This window comes from Streptomyces sp. NPDC048473, from assembly GCF_043200155.1.
GTDB lineage: Bacteria > Actinomycetota > Actinomycetes > Streptomycetales > Streptomycetaceae > Streptomyces.
This window is the reverse complement of record NZ_JBICXE010000054.1, coordinates 16,857-38,003: the sequence shown is the minus strand read 5'-3', so window position 1 is coordinate 38,003 and position 21,147 is coordinate 16,857. Positions and strand designations below refer to the sequence as shown.

General features: G+C 69.3%; 28 protein-coding genes and 1 pseudogene. 13 read left to right on the top strand and 16 right to left on the bottom strand.

Translation table 11 applies throughout. From position 1 onward, the window contains the following. The 3 genes from ACGFU7_RS41730 to ACGFU7_RS41720 form a co-directional block, all read left to right on the top strand. Window positions 1–223: transposase (locus ACGFU7_RS41730; RefSeq protein WP_393703376.1), on the top strand; the 223-nt coding region annotated here is incomplete at its 5' end. Between the two features lie 89 nt (window positions 224–312). Next, window positions 313–993, top strand: coding sequence for a tyrosine-type recombinase/integrase (locus ACGFU7_RS41725; protein ID WP_393703375.1), 681 nt, complete (start codon window positions 313–315; stop codon window positions 991–993). A 200-nt stretch (window positions 994–1,193) separates the two neighbouring features. Then, window positions 1,194–1,631, top strand: a complete 438-nt coding sequence (locus tag ACGFU7_RS41720) for a glutaredoxin domain-containing protein (protein ID WP_393703374.1) — start codon at window positions 1,194–1,196, stop codon at window positions 1,629–1,631. Between the two features lie 11 nt (window positions 1,632–1,642). Here the strand turns inward: ACGFU7_RS41720 and ACGFU7_RS41715 are convergent, their stop codons facing one another. Beyond that, entirely contained in the window at window positions 1,643–2,029 is a 387-nt protein-coding gene (locus tag ACGFU7_RS41715; RefSeq protein ID WP_393703373.1) for a hypothetical protein, read from the bottom strand. Between the two features lie 130 nt (window positions 2,030–2,159). Between ACGFU7_RS41715 and ACGFU7_RS41710 the strand changes: the two genes are divergently transcribed. The 4 genes from ACGFU7_RS41710 to ACGFU7_RS41695 all read left to right on the top strand — a co-directional run bounded on the left by ACGFU7_RS41710 (window position 2,160) and on the right by ACGFU7_RS41695 (window position 5,446). Next, entirely contained in the window at window positions 2,160–3,032 is an 873-nt protein-coding gene (locus tag ACGFU7_RS41710; RefSeq protein ID WP_393703372.1) for a transposase, read from the top strand. Window positions 3,033–3,100: 68 nt separating this feature from the next. After that, window positions 3,101–3,559, top strand: a complete 459-nt coding sequence (locus ACGFU7_RS41705) for a MarR family winged helix-turn-helix transcriptional regulator (protein WP_229876805.1) — start codon at window positions 3,101–3,103, stop codon at window positions 3,557–3,559. A gap of 26 nt (window positions 3,560–3,585) precedes the next feature. Then, window positions 3,586–5,040 (top strand): MFS transporter, encoded by a 1,455-nt coding sequence (locus ACGFU7_RS41700; RefSeq protein WP_393703371.1) that lies wholly within the window; start codon window positions 3,586–3,588, stop codon window positions 5,038–5,040. Between the two features lie 112 nt (window positions 5,041–5,152). Continuing rightward, complete coding sequence (locus ACGFU7_RS41695; protein ID WP_248966384.1) at window positions 5,153–5,446, top strand: DUF1330 domain-containing protein; 294 nt, start codon at window positions 5,153–5,155, stop codon at window positions 5,444–5,446. 45 nt (window positions 5,447–5,491) lie between these two features. Here the strand turns inward: ACGFU7_RS41695 and ACGFU7_RS41690 are convergent, their stop codons facing one another. The 4 genes and pseudogenes from ACGFU7_RS41690 to ACGFU7_RS41675 all read right to left on the bottom strand — a co-directional run bounded on the left by ACGFU7_RS41690 (window position 5,492) and on the right by ACGFU7_RS41675 (window position 9,508). Next, complete coding sequence (locus tag ACGFU7_RS41690) at window positions 5,492–5,659, bottom strand: hypothetical protein (protein ID WP_270085207.1); 168 nt, start codon at window positions 5,657–5,659, stop codon at window positions 5,492–5,494. A 225-nt stretch (window positions 5,660–5,884) separates the two neighbouring features. After that, window positions 5,885–6,940: pseudogene (locus ACGFU7_RS41685) on the bottom strand (OB-fold nucleic acid binding domain-containing protein); the annotation flags it as partial. 944 nt (window positions 6,941–7,884) lie between these two features. Then, entirely contained in the window at window positions 7,885–8,793 is a 909-nt protein-coding gene (locus ACGFU7_RS41680) for a transposase (protein WP_393703370.1), read from the bottom strand. A 334-nt stretch (window positions 8,794–9,127) separates the two neighbouring features. Beyond that, on the bottom strand, window positions 9,128–9,508 hold the full coding sequence (locus tag ACGFU7_RS41675) for a DDE-type integrase/transposase/recombinase (protein WP_393703369.1): 381 nt from the start codon (window positions 9,506–9,508) through the stop codon (window positions 9,128–9,130). 103 nt (window positions 9,509–9,611) lie between these two features. On the opposite strand from ACGFU7_RS41675, the gene ACGFU7_RS41670 reads away from it, so the two are divergent. Next, window positions 9,612–10,478 carry a recombinase family protein gene (locus ACGFU7_RS41670; protein WP_393703367.1) on the top strand — a complete coding sequence of 289 codons (867 nt, stop codon included), beginning with the start codon at window positions 9,612–9,614 and terminating at the stop codon, window positions 10,476–10,478. Between the two features lie 104 nt (window positions 10,479–10,582). Next, window positions 10,583–10,864: a hypothetical protein gene (locus ACGFU7_RS41665; protein ID WP_393703365.1), complete on the top strand. Its 282-nt coding sequence runs from the start codon at window positions 10,583–10,585 to the stop codon at window positions 10,862–10,864. Window positions 10,865–10,933: 69 nt separating this feature from the next. On the opposite strand, the gene ACGFU7_RS41660 is transcribed toward ACGFU7_RS41665, so the two are convergent. Next, window positions 10,934–11,206, bottom strand: a complete 273-nt coding sequence (locus tag ACGFU7_RS41660) for a hypothetical protein (RefSeq protein WP_393703364.1) — start codon at window positions 11,204–11,206, stop codon at window positions 10,934–10,936. Continuing rightward, complete coding sequence (locus tag ACGFU7_RS41655; protein WP_393703362.1) at window positions 11,203–11,478, bottom strand: hypothetical protein; 276 nt, start codon at window positions 11,476–11,478, stop codon at window positions 11,203–11,205. Before ACGFU7_RS41655 ends, ACGFU7_RS41660 begins: the two co-directional genes overlap by 4 nt. 501 nt (window positions 11,479–11,979) lie before the next feature. Between ACGFU7_RS41655 and ACGFU7_RS41650 the strand changes: the two genes are divergently transcribed. Next, window positions 11,980–12,648 (top strand): SGNH/GDSL hydrolase family protein, encoded by a 669-nt coding sequence (locus ACGFU7_RS41650; RefSeq protein ID WP_393703360.1) that lies wholly within the window; start codon window positions 11,980–11,982, stop codon window positions 12,646–12,648. A 348-nt stretch (window positions 12,649–12,996) separates the two neighbouring features. On the opposite strand, the gene ACGFU7_RS41645 is transcribed toward ACGFU7_RS41650, so the two are convergent. The 4 genes from ACGFU7_RS41645 to ACGFU7_RS41630 all read right to left on the bottom strand — a co-directional run bounded on the left by ACGFU7_RS41645 (window position 12,997) and on the right by ACGFU7_RS41630 (window position 15,638). Further along, the gene (locus tag ACGFU7_RS41645) at window positions 12,997–13,788 is read right to left on the bottom strand and encodes an ABC transporter permease (RefSeq protein ID WP_393703358.1); all 792 of its coding nucleotides are present in this window, start codon (window positions 13,786–13,788) and stop codon (window positions 12,997–12,999) included. Next, window positions 13,785–14,789, bottom strand: a complete 1,005-nt coding sequence (locus tag ACGFU7_RS41640) for an ATP-binding cassette domain-containing protein (protein WP_393703357.1) — start codon at window positions 14,787–14,789, stop codon at window positions 13,785–13,787. Before ACGFU7_RS41640 ends, ACGFU7_RS41645 begins: the two co-directional genes overlap by 4 nt. A gap of 127 nt (window positions 14,790–14,916) precedes the next feature. Then, window positions 14,917–15,306: a DUF1048 domain-containing protein gene (locus tag ACGFU7_RS41635; protein WP_393703355.1), complete on the bottom strand. Its 390-nt coding sequence runs from the start codon at window positions 15,304–15,306 to the stop codon at window positions 14,917–14,919. 2 nt (window positions 15,307–15,308) lie between these two features. Further along, the gene (locus ACGFU7_RS41630) at window positions 15,309–15,638 is read right to left on the bottom strand and encodes a PadR family transcriptional regulator (RefSeq protein WP_393703353.1); all 330 of its coding nucleotides are present in this window, start codon (window positions 15,636–15,638) and stop codon (window positions 15,309–15,311) included. Between the two features lie 183 nt (window positions 15,639–15,821). Here ACGFU7_RS41630 and ACGFU7_RS41625 point away from each other — a divergent pair, with 183 nt between their 5' ends. From ACGFU7_RS41625 to ACGFU7_RS41615, 3 genes are all read left to right on the top strand, one after another. Continuing rightward, a complete protein-coding gene (locus ACGFU7_RS41625) occupies window positions 15,822–15,944 on the top strand; it encodes a hypothetical protein (protein WP_393703351.1) in 123 nt (40 codons plus the stop codon). Between the two features lie 95 nt (window positions 15,945–16,039). Beyond that, on the top strand, window positions 16,040–16,297 hold the full coding sequence (locus ACGFU7_RS41620) for a hypothetical protein (protein ID WP_393703349.1): 258 nt from the start codon (window positions 16,040–16,042) through the stop codon (window positions 16,295–16,297). 65 nt (window positions 16,298–16,362) lie between these two features. Continuing rightward, window positions 16,363–16,962, top strand: coding sequence for a hypothetical protein (locus ACGFU7_RS41615; RefSeq protein WP_393703348.1), 600 nt, complete (start codon window positions 16,363–16,365; stop codon window positions 16,960–16,962). On the opposite strand, the gene ACGFU7_RS41610 is transcribed toward ACGFU7_RS41615, so the two are convergent. The 5 genes from ACGFU7_RS41610 to ACGFU7_RS41590 are packed head-to-tail and all read right to left on the bottom strand — an operon-like array spanning window position 16,935 to window position 21,106. Continuing rightward, window positions 16,935–17,510 (bottom strand): hypothetical protein, encoded by a 576-nt coding sequence (locus ACGFU7_RS41610; RefSeq protein WP_393703347.1) that lies wholly within the window; start codon window positions 17,508–17,510, stop codon window positions 16,935–16,937. The two genes, ACGFU7_RS41615 and ACGFU7_RS41610, sit on opposite strands and share 28 nt — an antisense overlap. Next, window positions 17,507–18,904: a hypothetical protein gene (locus ACGFU7_RS41605; protein ID WP_393703345.1), complete on the bottom strand. Its 1,398-nt coding sequence runs from the start codon at window positions 18,902–18,904 to the stop codon at window positions 17,507–17,509. The genes ACGFU7_RS41610 and ACGFU7_RS41605 overlap by 4 nt, the downstream gene beginning before the upstream one ends. Continuing rightward, window positions 18,901–19,734 carry an ABC transporter ATP-binding protein gene (locus ACGFU7_RS41600; RefSeq protein ID WP_393703344.1) on the bottom strand — a complete coding sequence of 278 codons (834 nt, stop codon included), beginning with the start codon at window positions 19,732–19,734 and terminating at the stop codon, window positions 18,901–18,903. Before ACGFU7_RS41600 ends, ACGFU7_RS41605 begins: the two co-directional genes overlap by 4 nt. Beyond that, window positions 19,731–20,549: a zf-HC2 domain-containing protein gene (locus ACGFU7_RS41595; protein WP_393703343.1), complete on the bottom strand. Its 819-nt coding sequence runs from the start codon at window positions 20,547–20,549 to the stop codon at window positions 19,731–19,733. The genes ACGFU7_RS41600 and ACGFU7_RS41595 overlap by 4 nt, the downstream gene beginning before the upstream one ends. Next, the gene (locus ACGFU7_RS41590; RefSeq protein ID WP_393703341.1) at window positions 20,546–21,106 is read right to left on the bottom strand and encodes an RNA polymerase sigma factor; all 561 of its coding nucleotides are present in this window, start codon (window positions 21,104–21,106) and stop codon (window positions 20,546–20,548) included. The genes ACGFU7_RS41595 and ACGFU7_RS41590 overlap by 4 nt, the downstream gene beginning before the upstream one ends. Window positions 21,107–21,147 lie beyond the last annotated feature (41 nt).

The window sequence follows — 21,147 nt, the reverse complement described above, 5'->3', positions numbered from 1 at the left end:
CTTCCTGCCCCCGTACTCGCCCGAGCTCAACCCGGACGAGCTCGTCAACGCCGACCTCAAGCACAGCCTGCCCAAAGGCCACCGGGCCCGGAACCAGGCCGAACTCGCGGCCGAGACCCGCCGCTTCTTCCGTAGACGCCAACGCCAGCCCCACATCGTCCGCGGCTACTTCCACGGCCCCCACGTCCGCTACACCCTCAGCGAGAACCCTTTGAGTTTCTGATCAATATCGTCCGGCGCCACACGCGGGACGGCCGTACGATCCCACTGCTGCCGCGCTACGACTTTCACGAGCGATGCAGCAGCGTGCCCATGCCGTTCCTGTTCCAACGGCGGATCGGCACAAACCACGAGGTCATCTCCGACACTACCGTCGTCAACATGCTCAAACGCCGTTGCGGCGAACTCGCAGAACACCATCCCGCCTTCCACGCCGCCGACTTCACCCCGCATGACTTCCGACGACTCCTCGCCACCGACCTGGTGAACCACGGTCTTCCGATCCACATCGGCGCTGCCCTACTTGGCCACTTGAATCTGGAAACAACTCGTGGCTACGTCGCCGTGTTCAACGAAGACGTCGTCCGCCACTATCAGGGCTTTCTCGACCGGCGCCGCCAGGCTCGCCCCGCAGATGAGTACCGCCCGGTCACTGACACCGAGTGGCGCGGGTTTGAAGAACACTTCGACCACCGAAAGGTTGAGCTGGGCGGGTGCGCTCGGCCCTACGGCACCCCTTGTCAGCATGAACACGCTTGTTTGCGATGTCCCATGCTCAACATCAACCCCAAAATGCTGCCTCGCCTCGACGAGATCGAGAACGATCTCCTGGCTCGCCGGGCCCGTGCCGAGCAGGAGGGCTGGCTCGGAGAGATCGAGGGCATCGACCTCACCCTCACCTTCCTCCGTCAGAAACGCGAAGAGAGCCAACGGCTGGCTCGCATCGCACCGGTCAACCTCGGCATGCCGGGTCTCCGGCCCACAGGGTCGTGACCCACTGACAACCGGGCACCAGGCCCACCGGCTGCTGGTCGTGTCCGCACCCGTGACGCTCAGATGCGTTGCCACGCCGACACTGGCTGACGTGACAGGCGCGGCCACCGCCGAGACCAGCCGCTGATACTGACCGCCCGGGGGCCGCACGTCGGGACCGTCGATCCGACGAACCTACGCCACCGATAGCCTGCGTCATCATGAAGCGTGCATGGATCTTGCCGATGTTGCTTGTGGTCTGCGGCTCACTCGTTGCGACCGCGCAGGCCGTCAAGGGGTCCCCCGGAACCGCCGTTGCACTACTGCTGCCGTTTGTCCTGCTCGCAGGGCTGAACTCGCCGCTGGCGTTCCCACGGTCGATTGGTGCGGTCGAGGCACAACGCCGCAGCGCGGTCGACGGCCGGCCGATCGTCTACTGGCGGGCGGGCTGCAAGTACTGCCTGCGCCTGCGGATCCGGTTGGGCCGCAGCGCCCGCCAGCTGCATTGGGTCGACATCTGGCGCGACCCGGCTGGGGCGACGGCGGTGAGGGCAGCCAACGATGGCGACGAGACCGTGCCGACCGTCATGGTGGCGGGCCGACCACACGTCAACCCCGATCCCGAATGGGTGCGCGGACAGCTCCCCCCATCCACGTGATTGGGAGCGGTTCACCAATCCCGGGCCTGCGCCCCCAACGTCGGACGCTGATCCACCCTTGACGTGGTGCAGAGAAGGAACCTGAACCATCCCAGCAGCTCATAGGCGTACGAGCGGAGAGTTAGCGGGCTGGCGTCATCGGCCAGCATTTCGCGGAGAAATTCACTTACCTCCTCGACCTCTCCGCCGACCGTGTCGAGTAGCCGAAAAGGAAGCAGGGGGTCGTCGCGCTCCTCAACTCGCCCAACTCGCAACACAGCCAGCTTCGAAATGTCGCGGAGCCCAGCCTGATCGTCCACCCAGTCCTCCAGCAGTCGGAACCGCCCCTGACCTGGGATCAGAGCACGGATCTGCGAGGCGCCAACTACCTTGATCGCAAATGAACTGGAGCTGATCACGGGTCTTCGAACTTAACCGTGCCCGGTGGGCACGGTCCGCTGTCAGGGTCTTGACGGGTGCAGAACGCCCGTGACGCTCTGTGATTCTTCGAGTTGCGACGCTTGAAGGATCACGTGAAGGGCCACGGGCTTGTCCAACGATACGACGCGGCTGTTCGGCTTGGTCGGGGTGGAGGTGGTCGGCGTCGAGGTCGGCGCCGACGACATTCCGATGCCGGCCCTGGTCACCTGCGATGAGCAGGCCCGATGCTGTCCCGACTGTGGGGTGCGGTCCGGGCGGCCGCACTCCTGGGTACGCACTCGTCCGCGGGACCTGCCCGTGGCCGGGCGGCGAACCGGTCTGACCTGGACCAAGCGCCGATGGCGGTGCGTCAACGAGCAGTGCCGGCGCAAGACGTTCACCGAGGCGCTGCCGTCGATCCCACCGCGGTCGCGGTTGACGTCGCGGCTGCGTACCTCGGTCGGGGAAGCGGTCGCCGACCGCGGACGGACGGTGGTGCAGGCCGCGCGCGACTTCGAGGTGTCGTGGCCGGTGGCGAACACCGCGTTCACGGCCGCGGCCGAGGCTGCGCTGCCGAAGGACACGCCGCCGGTGACGCACCTGGGGATCGACGAGACCCGGCGCGGGAAAGCGAAGTTCCGCCTGGTCGAGGCGCCCGACGGCGGTGAGATCTGGGAAGTCGTCGCCGACCGGTGGCATGTCGGGCTGGTTGACCTGGTCGGCGGTGCCGGGCTGCTGGGGCAGGTCGAGGGCCGCACCGCGGCGAGTGTGTCGGCGTGGATCGGCGCCCAGACTCGCCAGTGGCGGGCCGGGGTCCAGGTGGTCGCGATCGACATGTGCACCGTGTTCAAAGCCGCGGTGCGCGACTCGCTGCCGCACGTCAGCACGTGGTGGCCGCAGATCCTCGCCGCGATCACGACCGGCGTCACCAACGCCGCCTCCGAAGGGATCAACAGGGCGATCAAAACCGACGCCGTTCATCTTTACGCGAACGCGTTGTAAGTCAAGTATCGCCGAACCCTGATCGGTAGATGCATAAAGGATTCATATAAAGCTGCTATGCTTCAGGCATGAGTCGCCGAGACGCCGCGCACGGCGCTTCCGATGCCATCGGGTCAGCCCTCTACGGTCTGGCCACCAGGGCCGTGAGACGCCTTCCCCGCGACATGAGCCTGACGTCCGCCGCCACCTTGGCCACCCTGGACAAGACCGGCCCGCGACGGATCACCGATCTGGCGGTGGCCGAGGGCGTCACCCAGCCCGCGATGACCGTCCTGGTCCGGGTGATGGAGGAATCCGGGCTGGTCGAGCGGAAGGGCGATCCGTCCGACAAGCGGGTCACGCTGGTGTGCCTGACCGAGGCCGGCGCGTCGTACGTCCGGACGCGACGCCAGGCGGGCGTCGACGCGTACGCGCGGTTGATCGACGAACTCACCGGTGACGAGGTCGAGGCCTTGGCAGCAGCCCTTCCGGCGCTGCTGCATCTGGCGGAGCTCGAAAGCCACGCCCGAGAGGAGTCGGACCGGTGACCGCGGCCCAGGCTCATGACCAGCCCATGAGCACTGCCCTGATACGTTCCGAGGCACGTCTGCTGGTCCCCGCCCTGATGTTCATCGCCCTGGTCGTGGCGGCGGTCGCCAGCCTCGGGACGCCGCTCATCACCAGCGTGGCGACCACGTTCCACGTCTCCCTCGACAGCGCGCAGTGGACGCTGACCATCGCCCTGCTCAGCGGCGCCGTCGCCACACCCGTCCTCGGCCGGCTCGGAGCCGGTCCGCACCGGCGGGCCACGATTCTCGCCACGCTGGCGATCGTCGTCGTCGGCAGCGCGCTCACCGTGCTGCCGCTGCCGTTCGCCTGGCTGCTCGTGGGCAGAGCGGCCCAAGGCGTCGGACTCGGTCTCACGGCGCTGATGATGGGCGTGGCCCGCGACCATCTTCCCGAGGAGCGCAGCGCGGCCACGATCGCCCTGATCTCAGTGGTCTCCATCATCGGAGCCGGCGTCGGCTACCCGCTGGCCGCGCTGCTCGCCGAGTTCGGCGGACTGCGGGCCGCCTACGGCCTCGGCCTGCTCGTCACCGCCATCGCCTTCGTGACCGCGTGGCGCTCCATGCCCGCAGCTCCCGAAGGCCGCTCCGCTCACGTGAACGTGGCCGGTGCGCTCGTCCTGGCGGGTGGACTGCTCCTCGTCCTGTTCCTGGCCGGCGAGAGGAGCCTGTGGAGCCGACACCTCGCCGTGGCGGTGACCCTTGCCGTCGCCGCCGTACTCCTGCTCTGCGTCTGGACCGTTTCCGAACTGCGAACCAAGACGCCCCTGGTCGACGTCCGGGCGGTACGGCACCCGGCGGTCGCCGGGGCGAACATCGCCATGTTCGTCGGCGGGAGCGGCATGTACCTCCTGCTCACGCTCATCACCCGCTACGCGCAGACGCCGCACAGCGCCGGCTACGGCTTCGGACTGACCACCTTCGTGGCGGGGCTGGTCCTCATCCCGTTCTCCGTGCTGGGGTTCGTCGCCGGCAAGCTCACGCCGCGGGTCCGCGAACGGATCGACGGCCCCCTGCTCCTGGCCGGCAGCGCCGCCATCGTCGGCGGCGGGTTCGTCCTGTTCGCCACCGCACGGTCCAACCTGGCCGAACTGCTCGCGGCCATGGGCGTGCTGGGCTTCGGCGTCGGCAGCTTCTCGGCCGCCATGCCCGGCGTCATCCTGGCCGTCACCCCCAAGAGCGAGACGTCGAGCGCCATGAGCTTCAACTACGTCGTCCGCAGCGTCGGGTACTCCCTGGGCAGCGCCATCGGCGGTCTGGTCCTGGCCGCCGGCACCGCCACGGGCCGCCTCTTCCCGAACGACGACGCCTACACGACCGCGGCGCTGGTCGGCGTCGCCGCGATGGCGATCACGACGATGGCCAGCCTCGCCCTCGCCCGCCGACGCTCACCCGAGACCAATCCGATCACAGCCCCAGTCGGTGTGCCGGGCCTGGGCCGGTCGAGTCGAACCGGAAGCTGAGGATCGAAGCCGTCCGACTTCGACGCCGTCTCCGTCGGCTCGCTGACCCACAGCGCGCCGGCCATGGATCTGAGCATGCTTCTGAGCATCAATTCCGAACACAGGAGGTACCGTGGTCAAGGGCTATTGGGTCAGCGCCTACCGCACCATTGCGGACCCCGAGAAGCTGGCTGCCTACAACAAGCTGGCTGGTCCAGCCGTCGAGGCCGCGGGCGGGCGGCTGCTCGCCCGCGGCAGCCGGGTCGTCGCACACGACGCCGGAATCGCCGAGCGCACCGTCCTGATCGAGTTCGACAGCTTCGAACAGGCGGTCGCCGCACATGCGAGTGCGGCCTACCAGGAGGCGCTGGCCGCACTTGCTGACGGCGTCGAGCGCGACTTCCGCATCATCGAAGGCCTCGACTGACGATCGAGGCTGCGTCGGCGACGAACACGAAGCCGACTGCGGGGATCACCCCGGCTCGTCAGCGCGCCGCACCGTCGCGAACAGCGTCAGGCCAGTGGCATCGGCGGTGATGTCCAGTCCGGCGACGGTTCCCGGCGGCGCGGCGGCACGGACGTCGGCCTCGATGTCGGCGGGGGTGCGTTCGACGAGGTTCCAGCGGCCGATGTGGGTCATCAGGGCGGCGTAGGGGTTCGGGGTCGCGATGTTGGAGAAGTAGAACGTGCCTCCGGGGCGGCACAGGCGGGACAGAGTGGTGCGGATCAGGGCTCGGGCGAAGCGTTCTTCGAGGTAGTCGAAGAGGCCTCCGGCCAGGACCAGGTTGAAGGGGCCGTGGTCGGCGGCCAGGTGGGCGGCGGTGCGCAGGACGTTGCCGGGGGCCGCGGCGGTCTGGGCGCGGGTTCACTTGGGGTTCCCCCCTCGACCAGAGACGCCTGGAACGCCGTTAGTTCGGTCAACAGGACCGAGCCGGGTGAGGTCGGCGGATCGGGTGCCGGCTGGCTGGAGGTCGGCGTACGGGTGGAGTTTTGCGCCGGCGGTTCCGTTCGTGGGCGTGCGGGCCGGTGCGTGGGCCGGCTGGGCGGGGGTGGGGGCGGGTTCGTGGTGGCCGAGGAGGTCGAGGACGGCCTGGGGGCCGTGGTCGCGGCGGGCTGCGGCGAGCTCTTCGAGGTTCCAGGCCATCTGTCCGACGACGGTGCGGCGAGGGCCGCGGGCTTCGACGGTTCCGCGGACGAGCAGCAGCCCGTTGTGGAAGATGGAGTGCGCGCAGTCCTCGTGGGAGTTCTCGAAGAAGGCGCAGTCGATCAGTCCGAAGCCGTCTTCGAGGGTGACGAAGATGACGCGCTTGCCGGACGGGATGGGCGGGGTCTGGGTGGAAGCGCGGACACCGGCGACCAGGACCTGCTGTCCGGGGTGCATTGCCTTGAGGTGCTTGGCGTCGGTGGCGCCGATCTCCCGGAGTAACCGGTGGTGGTGCTCCATGAGGTGCTGGGAGACGTCGATCTTCAGCACGTTGAGTTCGGCGTCGAGGGCCTCGCGGCTGGTCATCTCCCGCAGTCCGGACGGTTCGGCGGTGATGAGGGTGTCGTCGATCGGGAGCTGTCCGGCACCGGGGCGGGTACGGGTGTGGCGGTGGAGTTCGGCGGCCTGGAGCAGCAGGTCGCGTTGCGTCTGGTCGCCCTTGAGCTGGTCGAGCGCGCCGACCTGGATCAGGCGTTCGGCGATCGGCAGTGCCGGGTGGGCCCGCTGCCAGAAGTCCTGCAGGGAGTTGTAGGGCTGGCCGGCAGCGATCCGGGCGACCTGGTCCTCGCTGATGCCCTTGACCGAGGACAGCGACAACCGGACACCGAAGCCTGTGCCGGTCTTTTCGACCTGGTGCGTGGGCGCGGATTTGTTCACGTCGACGGGCAGCACGGGCACGTTGTGGCGGCGGGCGTCGGCGACGATCACCCGGAGCGGTTGTTCACGCTTAACTGTCGTGTCTCGTAAGCGGAGTTGGGCGAGGGCTCGAACGCATTTGTTGGGTGTTCTGTGCTGTGTCCCGTCCGTACGGTCGGGGGCATGGAGGTTGCGTTCTACTCGAGTGAGGGCTGGGAGTCCTGGGGGCTGCCGGCGAAGCCGGTGATCCCGGAGGGGATGGCCTTCCTCGTCGATGACGACTTGCTCTTCGAGGACGAGCGCGGGCTGCGGGCGACCACGGTGGGCAACGAGTGGCTCCGTCTGCGGCCGACGGAGAAGGGTCAGGCGCCCTCGTCTTGGGGTACGTACGCGCGGATCCTGCGGGACTGGTTCGTGTCGGCCCGGCTGCACGGGGTGGAGATCTTCGATACCCGGGACCGGCTGAAGGCTCTGCTCAGCACGTACGCGGTGGACCGTTCCAGTGGGGATCTCAAGCAGCGGCTCGGGGCCGTGACCTGGAACCAGCACATGAGCGTGCTCGGCAAGTATTACCGGTGGGCGGTCGACGAGTCGTACGCGACGTCGGTGCCCTTCACCTACCAGCAGGCGGCGGTGGTCTACGCGGAAACCGTCCGCGAGATCATGGTGAACCAGGCGAGGCGGCGGGTTCCGCATGCGCACGTGACCATCAAGTACCTGGAGGACGACTTCGCCTCCATGTTCGTGAACGCCCTGGCCGGGCTGAGGCCGGACGGCAGCGAAGACGACGGCCTGCAGCGGTTTCGCGGGAGGCACCTGGCCCGCAACTCCTCGGTGGCCGACCTGGTGCTGTCCTCCGGGACCCGCCTTCAGGAGTTCACCTACTTGCTGGCCTGCGAAATCCCGCCGCTACCGGCCGCTCCCCGGCTCATGCCGATCCCGTTTCCTCTCCCGGAGGAGATCACGAAGGGCAGCAAGTTCCGGGTGACATTGGTGAGTTACACCGCGCTGGCCCGCGTCCACTCCTACCTTGCCTTGGAGCGGATGCCGGCCTGCGAAGGCTCTGCTTGGCGGCCGCCGAAGCGGTGGGGCGAGCCGCTGTTTGTGACCGAGGTGAACGGCCAGGGCGGCCGGGTCAACGGCCGCTGGGTGAAGTGGAGTTCGCTGAAGCCGGCCCAGCGGCGCCGCCTGCTGGCCCCTGACGGCGGGTCGATGCTGCTGGCTGTCTTGCCGGACGAGGCCGGGACGGGGCAGACGCCCGCGAGCTTGGCGAACGCGGCCTGGGAGCGGATGCGCTCGGGGTTGTCGCCGACGGTGACCAGTACTTCGGCAGCGGTGTCCGCGCCGATGCCGAAGGCGTCGACCAGGTCGGGCGCGTGGCCCTTGGTGAGCTGCCCCAGCAGAACGTCGTGTTCCTTGACCTCGTCGTGGAGATCTTTCCAGCGGCGGGCCATGGCGCGTATGGAGTGCTTCGCGGAGGCTGCCGGGCTGGTCACGGGGCCCGGCCGCAGGCCGGCGCATCGTTCGATGAGGGTCATCTTCGGCAGGCCCTGGAGTTGCTGCCGCAGCTCGTCGGGGACCGTGACGATCAGGGCCTTGAGGGTGACCATGGCCTGGGTGCGAGCCTTGACCGCGCCGTCGCGGGCAATCTTGAGGTGGCGGATCATCTCGACCGTGCCCTCGCCACTCTTGGGAGCCGCGGTGGCGGTGCCGGCCAGGACCGCGCGGGCGGCGTTCTCCGCGTCGATCGGGTCGGACTTGCCGCGCTGACGGCGCACCCGCCGGTCGGGTCGGTTGACCTCGACCAGCTTGTGGCCGTGTCTGCGCAGGTGGGAGGCGAGTTTCGGCGCCGTAGGAGCCGGTGCCCTCCACGCCGAAGGCGAGGACCTGGCCGAACTGGCGGGCCCAGGTGTCGAGTTGTTCGTAGCCGCCACGGTCGGCGGGCACACTGGTAGTGCCCTGGACCCCGCCGACGACGTCCACTGCGACGGCGGTGTGCACGTACTTGTGCGTGTCGACTCCGACGACGACTTTCCCGACCGGTTCGGCCTGCAGGATGCTGGTCATGGCTGTCGGTTCCCCTCCCGGGAGCGGCGGTCAGCGCGAGACCGTCGGCCGGGCGGGAGGACAGGACTGTGACGAGTGCCTGGGGGCAACAGGCTTCTATTCGGTCACTGCCCGCGCGGTCGACGGCCCGCATCAAGCCCGCCGCCGGAGTGACCGACAGATCAACAGCAAGGACACCCGAGGGGTCGGTCGTAACACCAGTCAGGCCGCCCCGGCGACGGTGACCCCATCCTCACAGTCCCAGCACTGGCCGGTGCGGCCGACCGGCAGCCGGATGCCGAACTGGTCAGCCAGGGAGGCGAATTGCTGACTGGTGTACTGACGCCCGTGATCGGAGTGGAAGATCACCGGACGGGTGGGGCGACGCTGCCGGCAGGCGGCCTTCAGAGCATCGGCGACCAGCTCGGTCCGCAGGTGATCGGCCGTCGCCCAGCCCACCACCCGGCGCGAGGCGATGTCGATGACCGTGGCCAGATACAGCCAGCCCTCGCCGGTCGGGATGTATGTGATGTCGCCGCACCAGCGAGCGTCGAGGGCCGCTGCGTCAGGTCGGAAGTCCCGGACAATGAGGTCGGGCCGCATGCCGGCTCGTGGACTCCCGGAGGTCCACCTGCGCAGATCATGTTTCATGAGTTGTTGCAAACAACTGGGCGCCTGAAACAGCCTCATGAAACAGTCTCGGCTCGTGAGCGACGACTTCAAGCGCGTTGAATCGCACGACTGCCCCATGTCCACCTGTGCCGCCCCCGCGGGCTTCCCGTGCCGCGCCGGCAAGGGCAAGGTGGCCATCCAGTACCACACCGCCCGCTTCCGCCTCGTGCCCCAACTCGCCAAGGCCCTCAGCGTGCCGACCCCCGCCGTACGCAAGCCGGGCTCCGCCTGGATCGAAATGCCCCGGCCCGTCAGCGCTGGCGCCGAACCAGTCGGACACGTCCGCCTCGGGTACGCGCGAGCGTCGACCGCGCGGCAGTCCCTCGACGCACAGCTCGACTCCCTCACCGAGGCCGGAGTCACCCGCGTCTTCTCGGAGAAGATCTCCACCCGCGCCACCAAGCGCCCGGAGCTGGACGCCGCGGTGAAGCTCGCCGGGGAGATCCGCTCATCCGGCGTCGCCGTCACCCTCGTCGTGCACGAGCACAAGCGGCTCGGCCGCGGCATTGAACTCGCCATGCTCGCCGAGGAACTGAAGGCGAGCGATGCCGGCCTGGGTCTCACCGGGAAGCTGAAGGGCTCGCACGACCCGTCCGGCATAGTGTTCACCGTGCTCGCCGCGATGTCCGGCATGGAACGCGAGTACATCCGTGACCGCACCCTCGAAGGCCACGAGTCCGCCCGCAAGCGCGGCAAGATCATCGGCGGCGCCGGGGTGACCGACGACGACATGCTGTCCATGGCCCTACACCTGCGCGACCAGGAGATGAGCCTGCGCGACATCGCCAAGCGGCTTGTCATCACCACGGGCGCGAAAAAGGGCCAGCACCCCTCGCCCGCCACCGTCATGCGGATGCTCCGCGAACACGACGAGCAGACCGCCCCGACGGTGAGTAGGTGATCACCCCGCTACTTGCGGCTGGTGCCTGAGCTAGGACACCGGGGCCTGTACCGGCTGTTGGACAGCGCTCCCAGGCTGCGCGTCGACGCGCCCATGGGATCCGGATGCTCTACGACGGCGCAGCCATGGCGGTGAGCACCGTCGGCGATCCGGCTGATGCAATCACTTCGGCCGGAACTCGTGGCCATCCCACGGCTGCCTGGGAGCTGACGGCCCATTCGGCCAGCCTCAGCACGGTCCGAGCATGGCTCCGTTTCATGGAGGGCGACCCGCTGATCGATGTCTCACCGTTCTGGGGCGGGGATCCTGTCTGTGTCGTCTTCACCGCCGCGGAGGGGTCCATGGCCTTCCCGGTGCTCACCTGTCCACCGGCGCCCCGGCGCTGACGACGCTGGCGGCCCGGCGGCCGTACTGCGTCCCGTCACAGGACACAGGGCCCTGTCCCGCACGCTTTGTCAGTGGAACCAGACCATGACCGGGACACGGATCTCCTTGGCGTCCCGCATGACCATGTACTCGATGATGACCGGCTCGCCCGGGACTTCGAGGGAGTACCGGACCCCGAAGTCGTCCATCGCGTCGCCGGGCGGCCGCCTGCTCAGATCGATCGCGCCACCGACCTCGATCGCCAGGGCCCGCAGAAAGTTCACGGTTTTCCTGCGGAGATCGACGGGCATGTCGAGCACGGTCTGCGCCGGGATCTCCTCGGTCCAGACGGTCCAGCTCACTGAACTCCGTCCACGAGCAGATCGTCGACGGAGACGAGAGAGTGGCCGGCCGCGGCATTGGCCCGGCTCTGGGCGGCAGCGGGGGCGCGGTGGAGCATGGCTACTTTCCACCACTGGTGCATCACTGCCGGTACTGCACTTTCCTCGGCGGCCAGGACTTCGGTGTAGAAACGGGCGCGCTCGGAACCGGTCAACGCGTCACCAATCGCATTGATGGTGCGCGGGATACCGGTGATCCTGGGGACCGCGGGGTGCTCGGGCTGAGCCGTCACAGATCTCTCCTTCGCTCTGTGCTCCGAGTGTCCTACGAGAGGGCCCCGATCGGGAACCGATGTCTGTTCCTCGGATCGGATTTCGGCGGCCGGCTGCTGAAGTGGTGGGCGGGGTAGGCCCCTGTATGGTTCCGAAGCTTTACGGCTACCGGATCACAGTTCTTCCTCTCAGGCCCAGTCGATGGTCCGGCGGTAGTCCGGGTGTCTCCGTCGGCGGCGACGATTTCGAGGAATGCGGGCACGGGGGTGTCACTGTCTCCGGCGGTGACGCGCACAACCGCCCGCGGGCGCACTGGCTCGGGGAGGCAGATGCCTGGCAGTCCTGGCTGATCGGCGCTTCGACCAGGGGTGATCGGGCGGCGGAGCCGTGGTGTCGGTGGCATATCGGGGGCTGTCGGTCCGATGCCGGTGGGGTCCGGCACCTTTCGAGAGGTCCTGCCGGGTGCCCATCCGGCTGTGGGTTTCCGCTTTCCTCTCTTCACCCGAGCTCAAGGAGCGCACATGACGATCACTGTCCGACCGGGAAGCACCGTGATGTTCACCGGCGATTCGATCACCGACTGCCAACGGCTGGCGAGCGAAGACGGCCTCGGGTTCGGCTACCCGCTGCGCGTCGCGGGCGAGTGGGGACTCCGGCACCCGGACCGCCCCGTGACCTGGCTGAACACCGGGATTGGCGGCAACAAGGTGATGGACCTCGAAGCCCGCTGGCAGGCAGACGTGCTCGACGCGCGCCCGGACGTGGTGTCGATCCTCGTCGGGGTCAACGACATGGGCTGGCACACGCTGGACCCGAAGGGGTACGTGATCCCCGTGGAGGAGTTCGAAGCAGGTTATGACCGCCTGCTCGCTCCCCTCGCCGAGGCGGGCACGGAGCTGATCCTCATAGAGCCGTTCCTCCTGCCGATCCACGGCGTCGTCGAGGCCGGTGCCGGAGTCGCACTCATCGGAGAGGAAGAGCGAAAGCAATGGCGCACCGACCTGGACCCGAAGATCCAGGCCGTGCGCAAGCTCGCCCGCAAGTACGGCGCACATCTGCTTGATGCCGACGGCATGTTCGCCGAGCTCGCCGCGAAGACCGGGCAGGAGTACTGGGCCGCGGACGGCGTGCACCCGACGCCGGCCGGTCACGCCGCACTCGCGGCGGCCTGGCTGCGCCTGGTCGCGTGACCGAGCCTCGCGATCGCCCGCGACACTGACGATCGCGAGGAGCTTCGCCGGGCGGGCGCGACCGACCGGCTGGTGCCCGCGTTCTTGCCGGTCCTGATGGTGAGCTTCTTGGCGATCTCGGGGACGGGGACGCCGCCTTGCACGGGCGCCGTGGCGGGCCTTGCCGGCGGCGGCCCTTCCGCAGTGCAGTTGGTCGCTTTGGCCGAACGGCTCGGCCTGCTACGGGAGTTCCAGCCGACGATGCCGCGGCCCCGGCCTGGCGGGTCGAGGACGCCGGCAGGGCGGCGTACGCCGACGCGGTGTCGGAGTACGCCGAGCGGGACGGGCTGCGGAAGGCAGCCCGCGCGCTCATTTCGGGTCGCGGTTGAACTGCGCCGTCGACCAGCGGTAGCCGAGCACGGTCAGGGCGACGCACCAGGCGATCGCGATCCACCCGTTGTTGCCGATCTCGGTGCCGAACAGCAGGCCACGCAGGGTCTCGATGGCCGGTGTGAAGGGCTGGTACTCGGCGATCGGCTGGAACCAGCCCGGCATCGTGTCGGCCGGGATGAAGGCGCTGGAGATGAGCGGAAGGAGGATCAGCGGCTGTGCACTGTTGGCGGCCGCCTCGGCGTTCGGGCTGGCCATACCGATGCCGACCGCGATCCAGGTGAACGCCAGGGCGAACAGTACGAGCAGCCCGAACGCCGCCAGCCATTCCAGGGCGGTTGCGTCGTTGGACCGGAAGCCGATGGCCACGGCGACGGCACCGACGAGGACCACGCTGGCGATGCACTGCAGCACGCTGCCGACGACGTGCCCGATGATCACGGAGCTGCGGTGGATCGCCATGGTGCGGAAGCGGGCGATGAGACCCTCGCTCATGTCCATGGAGATGTACACCGCGGCCCCGATCACGGTGCTGCCGATGGTCATCAGCAGGATGCCCGGGACGATGTAGGCGATGTATTCGGAGCGGTCGGCGCCGCCGCCGCCGATGCCCGCGCTCATCACGTCGCCGAAGATGTAGACGAAGAGCAGCAGCAGCATGATCGGCGCGAGCAGCAGGTTCAGGGTTCCGGACGGGTAGCGCCGCGCGTGCAGGAGGTTGCGGCGCAGCATCGTGGACGAGTCGCGTACGGCGAGGGTCAGGGCGCTCATCGGACTGTCTCCTTGGGCTGGTTGGGCTGGGTGGGCACGGTGGTGGGGGTGAGGGCGAAGAAGACGTCGTCGAGGTCGGGGGTGTGCACGGTCAGCTCGTCGGCCTCGATGCCGGCGGAGTCCAGCCGGTCGAGGATGGAGCGCAGTTCGCGCTGGCTGCCGTCGCTGGGGATCTGCAGCGCCAGCGCCTCGTCGTCCCGGGTGACCTCGCGCAGAGCGGAGGCGGCGGACTGGTACGCGGACGGGTCGGAGAAGCGGAGCCGCACATGCCCGCCGGGGACGATCCGCTTCAGCTCCTCGGCGCTCCCCTCGGCGGCGATCTTCCCGTCGTTGAGGACGGCGATGCGGTCGGCGAGCTCGTCGGCCTCGTCCAGGTACTGGGTGGTGAGGAAGACGGTCACCACGTCGGAGACCAGCCCGCGGATGATCTGCCACATGTTGTGCCGGGAGCGCGGGTCGAGGCCGGTGGTCGGCTCGTCGAGGAAGATGATCCGCGGATCGCCGACCAGCGTCATGGCGAGGTCGAGGCGGCGCTTCATGCCGCCGGAGTAGGTGGAGGCGGGCTTCCTCGCGGCATCGACCAGGTCGAACCGCTCCAGCAGCTCGGCGGTGACCCGCCGCCCCTCGCGCTTGGACAAGTGGTGCAGGTCCGCCATGAGGAGCATGTTCTCCTCGCCGGTGATCAGTCCGTCGACGGCGGAGAACTGCCCGGTGACACCGATCGCGGCACGCACCGCCTGCGAGTCGGCGGCGACGTCGTGGCCCGCAACCTGGGCCTGGCCGCCGTCAGCGGTGATGAGCGTGGACAGGATCTTCACGGCAGTGGTCTTGCCGGCGCCGTTCGGCCCGAGCAGCGCGAAGACCGACCCGGCCGGGATCTGCAGATCGATGCCGTCGAGGACGGTCTTGTCGCCGTAGGACTTGCGCAGACCGACGGCGGAGACAGCGGCCGACGACGCGTGACCGCCACTCTTGGATGTGAACATGACAGATGAAGGCATGGAGCTCTCCCGTTTGAGACAGAAGCGACTGGGGGTGGTGAAGTGAGGGCGGCCCTTCCGAGGCCCCTCTGGGGCCAGACCGGGCGCGGCGGATGTCGACGATGCCGCGCCCGGCGCGGGTGCGGATCTAGGCGGTGCCCTCGATCCCCTCCGGGACCTCACCCTCGGCGCGCGCGATGTCGTCGGTCAGCTGCTTCCGCGCACGGGCGGGGACGTAGCCACCCTCCGAGTAGTTCTGGGCGAACGCGTCGACGAACTCCACCGGGTCCTCCCCGACGATCTCGCGGATCGCCGTTCCGCTCGCCGCGGCCTGCTCGAACAGGTCGGCGAGGTCTTCGAACATCGCCGCATTGCTGTCGCCGTCGGTCGGCACGAAGTGCATCAGGTGCCGCTCGATCGCCTCGACCGTCGTGCGGTAGTTCTCGGGAAGCTCCTTGACGCGCGCCTTGTAGGCCCTCCAGCGCTTCTTGGGTCCGATCACCTTCGAGATGAAGCCACTCTTCTCGACATCGGACATGGTTACTTGCCCCCTTCGCGGAGCTGTTCCAGTCGTTCCGTGAGGAAGCTCCACGTCCTCCAGAACTCTTCGAGGTACTTCTGTCCCTGAGCGTTGAGGGAGTGCACCTTACGTGGCGGCCCCTTCTCGGAGGGGACCTTCTCCACGTCGACGAGCCCGCGCTTCTCCATCCGGATGAGCAGCGCGTAGACGGTCCCTTCGGCGATGTCGGAGAAACCCTGCTCCCGCAGGCGTGCCGTGATCTCGTAGCCGTAAGCGGGCCGGCCGGACAAAGACGCGAGAATGATGCCCTCCAGCGTGCCCTTGAGCATCTCTGTCAGCAGTTTGGCCATGGAATACCTCCTCTCTGCGCTAGTCAGCGCCGTTGAGTACCAGTACACCGTAACGCTGACTACTGGTACTTAGCAAGACGGAATAGTGGAGGCGCAAGCCGGCACCGCAAGCGCTCAGTTCGCTTGTGCTGACGGATCACTGCGAGCCGACCATGACCAATCTCGGCGCCAACCACGGTTCCATTGATCCCCAGGGCCGTAGTCGACGGCGACCCCGAGCAGGGTGAGTCGATAACCGGCGCGGCCGTGCTCGCCGACATCAACGAGCTCCCGAAGGCCGTCGCCATGCTCTGCCGGTCCCCCTGAGCACCGACCCGGACGGCCGGGCAGTGTCAGACCCGGCTCGTAACGTCGTGAACGAGGGCTTGGACCTGCCGGGCCCCTGTTGCACGGGAGCAGCCGTGGGTGAGATCAGAGTGGACAGCCAGTACCTGGACCGGCTGCTGACGGACAGCACCAGCTCGTACGGCGCCCCGTACCAGGAGTCGTTTGCCGAGCTCGCCGTGTCCCACCGCGGCCGGCCACCGGTGGAGATCCTGCCGCTGCTGCGCGCTGCGGCCGACCGCGCTCTGCTCGGGTTCGCGCCCGCCGATCTGCGCGAGCAGGCCGAGGCCATCAGCGCGGGCCGCCCGTACGTTCTGCGCGTGACTCCGGACTGACCTGTGGCGATGTCAGTCCGTCATGTCACCCTGTACGGGCCCGGCGGCACCTCACCTCGAAGCCGATGCTGTCGCCGGGCATCGCCCAGCAGCACGTCACCCGAGCGGGGCGAGCCCTCCTCGCCGTGAGCGGTACCGACTGCCAGGAGGAGACCGTCGCCCCCGCACGGGTTCGTACGGTGGGAGCCCTGGTGGCCGAATGCGACGAGGACGGCACGGCGCTGCCTGCCTCGCTGAAGCGGGACCCGGGTGCGGTGGGGCCGAAATCGCTGTTGACCGAGATCACCAAGCTGACCGACGTACGGAAACTCGGGCTGCCCGAGGGGCTGTTCACGGACTGCTCGGAGAAGTTGGTGGCCGCATGGCGGGCGCGGGCGATCAAGATGTACCCCTCGGACTTCCGCGACGCGAGCGAGGACGTACGGGCCACACTGCTGGCCGCGCTGTGTGTGTCCCGGCAGGCGGAGATCACCGATGCACTGGTGGAACTGCTGGTTGCCCTGGTCCACAAGGTCAACGCCCGTGCCGAGCGGCGGGTGGAGAAGCAGCTGACGGCCGAGCTGAAGAAGGTCCGGGGCAAGGAGGGCATCCTCACATCCGATGCGTGCGCATGTCGCACGCGACCGCGCTGCGGTCGTCACCGTCTCGGTCCCGCGACGGCGTAGGCCGCGGTGCCGGCAACCGCGAGGACCAGGGCCGTCCAGGTGCCCGCTGCCGTGCCGGGCGGCAGCAGCATCCAGCTCGCCACCTGCATCGGCGCACTCGTCGGGGGCGGGGCAAGGAACGAGAACGAGAGCCAGGCGAACGGCAGCGTCCAGGCGTACTGGCCGCCCGAGAGCGCCGCGCCCAGGGCGACCAGTCCCATCAGGCCCGCGCTGTCCCGGACGACGAACGCGGTGGTGGCCATGTCCTCGCCCATCGCCTGCACTGTCAGCAGCACCGTGCCGACGACCGCGCCGCAGAGCAGCACGTGTGCCGCTCTGCGGGGCACCCAGCGGGTCGCGGCCGTCCGGTCCAGCGCGAGGTCCTGCCCGCTGAGCCCGATCGAGGCTGCCATCGCCCCCGTAGCGAGGACGAGCACGGGCAGCCGCGGATCACCGGGCCCCCCGCTGCCGTTCCGGGCGAGTGCCCACACCGCCACCGCGCTGATCACCACCGCGGCGAGCGACGCGGGTACCTGACGCGAGCGCGCGTACAGCATCAGCCATCTCACCGGGACGCACCGCCGTTCAGCGCGTCGAACGCTTTGCCCTTGCAGGAGAGCGCGGCGGCGCGCATCGCGTTGATCCGCGAGAGCTGCTCGGCCCGCGGCAGCGCCTTGAGTTCCTTCCACACCGGGCGGGTCTCGGCATCGACCTCGCGGCGCAAACTTGCTGGCAAGGTGCCGGGAAGCAGCCTGAGGTCCCCGAGGACCCAGCCCACCGCGACGGTCTGCGCGAATTCATCTCCCCCAAAGCTGCTCCAGCCGACGGGGGAGCACCCTGGCACCATGCCTTTGGCGATCAGGGCCCGGGTCAGCTCCTCGCCCTTCGCGGCGGCGATGATGTCGTCGTCGAAGTCGAAGAGCACGGTCTTGCGGGACCACTGCGGCGTGGAGCCTTCCGGCAGTACGGCGGTGTTCTCCCGGACCGAGACCGGCGCCTGGTCGCCCAGGGCGCCACGCAGCAGGCGCAGCGCCTCCTTACCGGGGCCTGCGAGGTCGGCGAGTCGCGCCTGCTGCGTCTTCGTCACGCACACCGGGCCGTCGCACACCAGCTCCGCGGCGGCCTCGTCGACGACATACATCCGGCGCGGGTCGGAGGGAAGGACGAGCAGGGCGATCACCGCGCCCGCCAGGACGGGCGTCAGGGCGATCAGCCGGGCGCGCGGGGTCGCGGCGACCAGCAGCGCGAAGCCGGTCGCGGCGATGGCGAGCAGCCAGATCGTCTGCCCGATGTGCACGGGGGCGGAGAGCGTGACGAATACATCGCGCACCTCCTGCACCGCCGGTGACAGCAGGGAGACCCGGTTCGGCTCCGTGCTCTGGAGCCCCGTCGCCGTGGTCGTCTCCGTCCGGCCGAACGACATCTGCATGAGGGCCGTGAACACGAAGGCGCCCATGGCCAGCGCGGGCGGGGTGAGCACGGACGGCAGGGCCCGCCCGGCCCCCATGCCCAGTACGGCCCCCGCGACGAGAGAGAGTGCCCCTACCAGCGAGATCGGCAGCCACCCGAGGTGCGTGTACTCGGTGTTGGCGACCGCCTGGACCGCGCCCACGAGGACGAGGAGCGCAAAGGCCGAGGCCAGCGTGATCGCCGTCGTGCCCGCCAGCGTGGCCGCGCGGTGCCGGGCGGGCCGCGGCGTGCTCGTCAGCAGCTCGGACATCTTCGAGCGGTGGTCGCGCAGACCCTGCAGCGCCCCGAGCCCCACGGCGAGCGGCCACAGGTAGAACAGCAGCGACCGGGTCCACAGGGCCATGGACGTCCACTGGGCCGTCCACGCCGTGGTGCCCGTCCACCACGGTCCGGGAATCAGGTACAGGAATGCCAGCGCCGTTGTCAGGACCACGGCGCCGGCCCACGGGGCAACGGAGCGCTTCAGCTCGATGCGCAGGACGCGGATGTTCACCAGGCGCCCCTTCCCTGCTCGGGGTCGAGCAGCAGCGCCGAGTAGCCGCGCTCCAGCGGGCTGTTCCCCACGTGCTCGGGGCCGCCCACCGAGGCCAGCTCGTCCGGAGGTCCCTGGAAGACCAGCCGCCCCTCGGCGAAGAGCACCACGTCGGTGCAGGCGGCGGCGACGTCCTCCACCAGGTGGGTCGAGACGAGCACGCAGGTGTCCGTGCCCAGCTCCTGCAGCAGCTCGCGGAAGCGCAGCCGCTGTGCCGGGTCCAGGCCGACCGTCGGTTCGTCCAGCAGCAGGATCGTCGGGTCGTTGACGATGGCCTGGGCGATGCCGACCCTGCGCACCATGCCGCCCGACAGGGCCTTCATCTTCTCGTCGGCGCGGTCCGCCAGACCGACTCGTTCCACGGCGCGCTGCACGGCGGCGGGGATGTCCGCCTTGGGCACCTCCTTCAGCCACGCCATGTACTCGACGAACTCGCGCACCGTGAAGCGCTTGTAGTAGCCGAACTCCTGCGGCAGGTAGCCGATCCGGCGGCGCACCGCCCGGTGCTCGCCCATGCCGCCCGTGGACTCGCCGAGCAGCTCCAGGGTGCCCTCGGTGGGGCGCAGTACGGTGGCCAGTGTCCGGATGAGGGTGGTTTTGCCCGCCCCGTTGGGGCCGAGGAGTCCGTGTACGCCGGTGCCCAGCGACAGGTCGAGCCCGTTGACGGCCATCCGGTTCCTGCCGACCCTGACCTTCAGCCCGGTGGCCTGGATCTGCCAGGCGTAGGCCGTTGGTGCGATGTCGGTCGCGCTTACCGCGGACATGATGTGGTGTTCCTTTCCGATGGTCATCGATGGGCTCCCAACACGGAGTACGCGCCCCTGCGTGCGATCACGACAGCGGTACCGAGCGCGAGGACCAGTCCCCACACGGGCAGGCTGCCCGTCTGCAGGGCGAAGGTCGTACGGCTGGTAACCAGGGTCGGCGCCACGACCGCGGTGGCCCATACGGCCGCCAGCGCGACAGCGGCGCGGGTCACGCCGACGACGCCGCCGAGCGCCAGGGTCGTCGAGGTGAAGGCCAGACAGGGCAGCAGCCACTGCGCGGCCGTCACACCGGTCACCCATCCGGCCACCAGCAGCGCGGGGACGACCACGGCGAGCACGGACGCGGTGCGCCGCAGCACCAGGTACAGTCCCGCCCTCGGCGCGGAGGCCGTCAGCTCGTACGCCGGGTCCAGGCCGCGCGACCACGACGCCGCGACGCCGAGGACGGGCAGGATCGGGGCGAGCAGCAGCACCAGCGACACCTCGCCGAAGCCGGTGTCGACCACGTCGAGCAGGAGCGCGAGCAGTGTCACGCTCACGACCATGGCCAGCCACGGCACCATCGTGGGCGTCATCCACCTCGACAGCCACGCCGACCAGCGCCGTTGGCGCGGCATCGTGGCGGTGGCGGCCAGCTGGGGTTCGAGGTCGGACCACACGGTGCCGACCAGCGCCGCCACGGCGGGCGCCTCGGCAGTGACGGCGGCCGACAGCCGGTCACGGCACACCCCGCACGCCTCCAGATGGGCCTCCAGGGCCCACACCTCGTCGGCGGCGATGTCTGTTTCGCCGCGTGCGTAACCGTCGATGATTTGCATCGACGCGTGTTCCACGCTCATGCCAGCGCCTTCCGCATCGCGATCCGGGCCCGGCGGGCACGGGTCTTGACCGTGCCCTCGGGCAGCCCGAGCAGGACCGAGGTCTCCCGGACGGACAGCCCGTCGAGCACCATGGCCTGCAGTACCTGTCTGAGTTCCGGCGCGAGGCGCCGCAGCGCGTCGCCGACGTCACCGCCGACGGTCGTCGCGAGCGCCTCCTCCTCGGCGGCGGGCGCCGCGTCGGGGAGAGCGGCGGCCGCCGGCGGCTCGGCGTGGTGGGCCCTGCGCCGGAAGGCGTCCACGAGGCGGCGTGCCGCGATCGTCCACAGCCATCCGGCGGCCGTCCCGCCCGCCGAGGACCCCGCGAACGCGCCCGCCGCGCGCCACACCGCCAGATACGTCTCCTGCATGACCTCGGCGACGATCTGCTCGTCGGCGCAGCGACGGCGCAGCCGCAACGCCATCCACGGCGCGGTGCGCCGGTACAGCTCCTCGAACGCCGCGCGGTCACCCCTGGCCACCAGCCGGACGAGATGCTCCTCGTCCAGCGCGCGCGGTGCCTTCCTGACTGATCTCACACCGGCTAGACGCCCGAGCCGGGCCGCAGGTTTTCCCCCCA

Coding starts and splice junctions, on each gene's coding strand:
- ACGFU7_RS41725 (WP_393703375.1), top strand. CDS start 313: ATGCCGTTCCTGTTCCAACGGCGGATCGGCACAAACCACGAGGTCATC.
- ACGFU7_RS41720 (WP_393703374.1), top strand. CDS start 1,194: ATGAAGCGTGCATGGATCTTGCCGATGTTGCTTGTGGTCTGCGGCTCA.
- ACGFU7_RS41705 (WP_229876805.1), top strand. CDS start 3,101: ATGAGTCGCCGAGACGCCGCGCACGGCGCTTCCGATGCCATCGGGTCA.
- ACGFU7_RS41700 (WP_393703371.1), top strand. CDS start 3,586: ATGAGCACTGCCCTGATACGTTCCGAGGCACGTCTGCTGGTCCCCGCC.
- ACGFU7_RS41690 (WP_270085207.1), bottom strand. CDS start 5,659: ATGACCCACATCGGCCGCTGGAACCTCGTCGAACGCACCCCCGCCGAC.
- ACGFU7_RS41675 (WP_393703369.1), bottom strand. CDS start 9,508: ATGCGGCCCGACCTCATTGTCCGGGACTTCCGACCTGACGCAGCGGCC.
- ACGFU7_RS41665 (WP_393703365.1), top strand. CDS start 10,583: ATGCTCTACGACGGCGCAGCCATGGCGGTGAGCACCGTCGGCGATCCG.
- ACGFU7_RS41650 (WP_393703360.1), top strand. CDS start 11,980: ATGACGATCACTGTCCGACCGGGAAGCACCGTGATGTTCACCGGCGAT.
- ACGFU7_RS41645 (WP_393703358.1), bottom strand. CDS start 13,788: ATGAGCGCCCTGACCCTCGCCGTACGCGACTCGTCCACGATGCTGCGC.
- ACGFU7_RS41640 (WP_393703357.1), bottom strand. CDS start 14,789: ATGCCTTCATCTGTCATGTTCACATCCAAGAGTGGCGGTCACGCGTCG.
- ACGFU7_RS41635 (WP_393703355.1), bottom strand. CDS start 15,306: ATGTCCGATGTCGAGAAGAGTGGCTTCATCTCGAAGGTGATCGGACCC.
- ACGFU7_RS41630 (WP_393703353.1), bottom strand. CDS start 15,638: ATGGCCAAACTGCTGACAGAGATGCTCAAGGGCACGCTGGAGGGCATC.
- ACGFU7_RS41615 (WP_393703348.1), top strand. CDS start 16,363: ATGCTGTCGCCGGGCATCGCCCAGCAGCACGTCACCCGAGCGGGGCGA.
- ACGFU7_RS41600 (WP_393703344.1), bottom strand. CDS start 19,734: ATGACCATCGGAAAGGAACACCACATCATGTCCGCGGTAAGCGCGACC.
- ACGFU7_RS41595 (WP_393703343.1), bottom strand. CDS start 20,549: ATGAGCGTGGAACACGCGTCGATGCAAATCATCGACGGTTACGCACGC.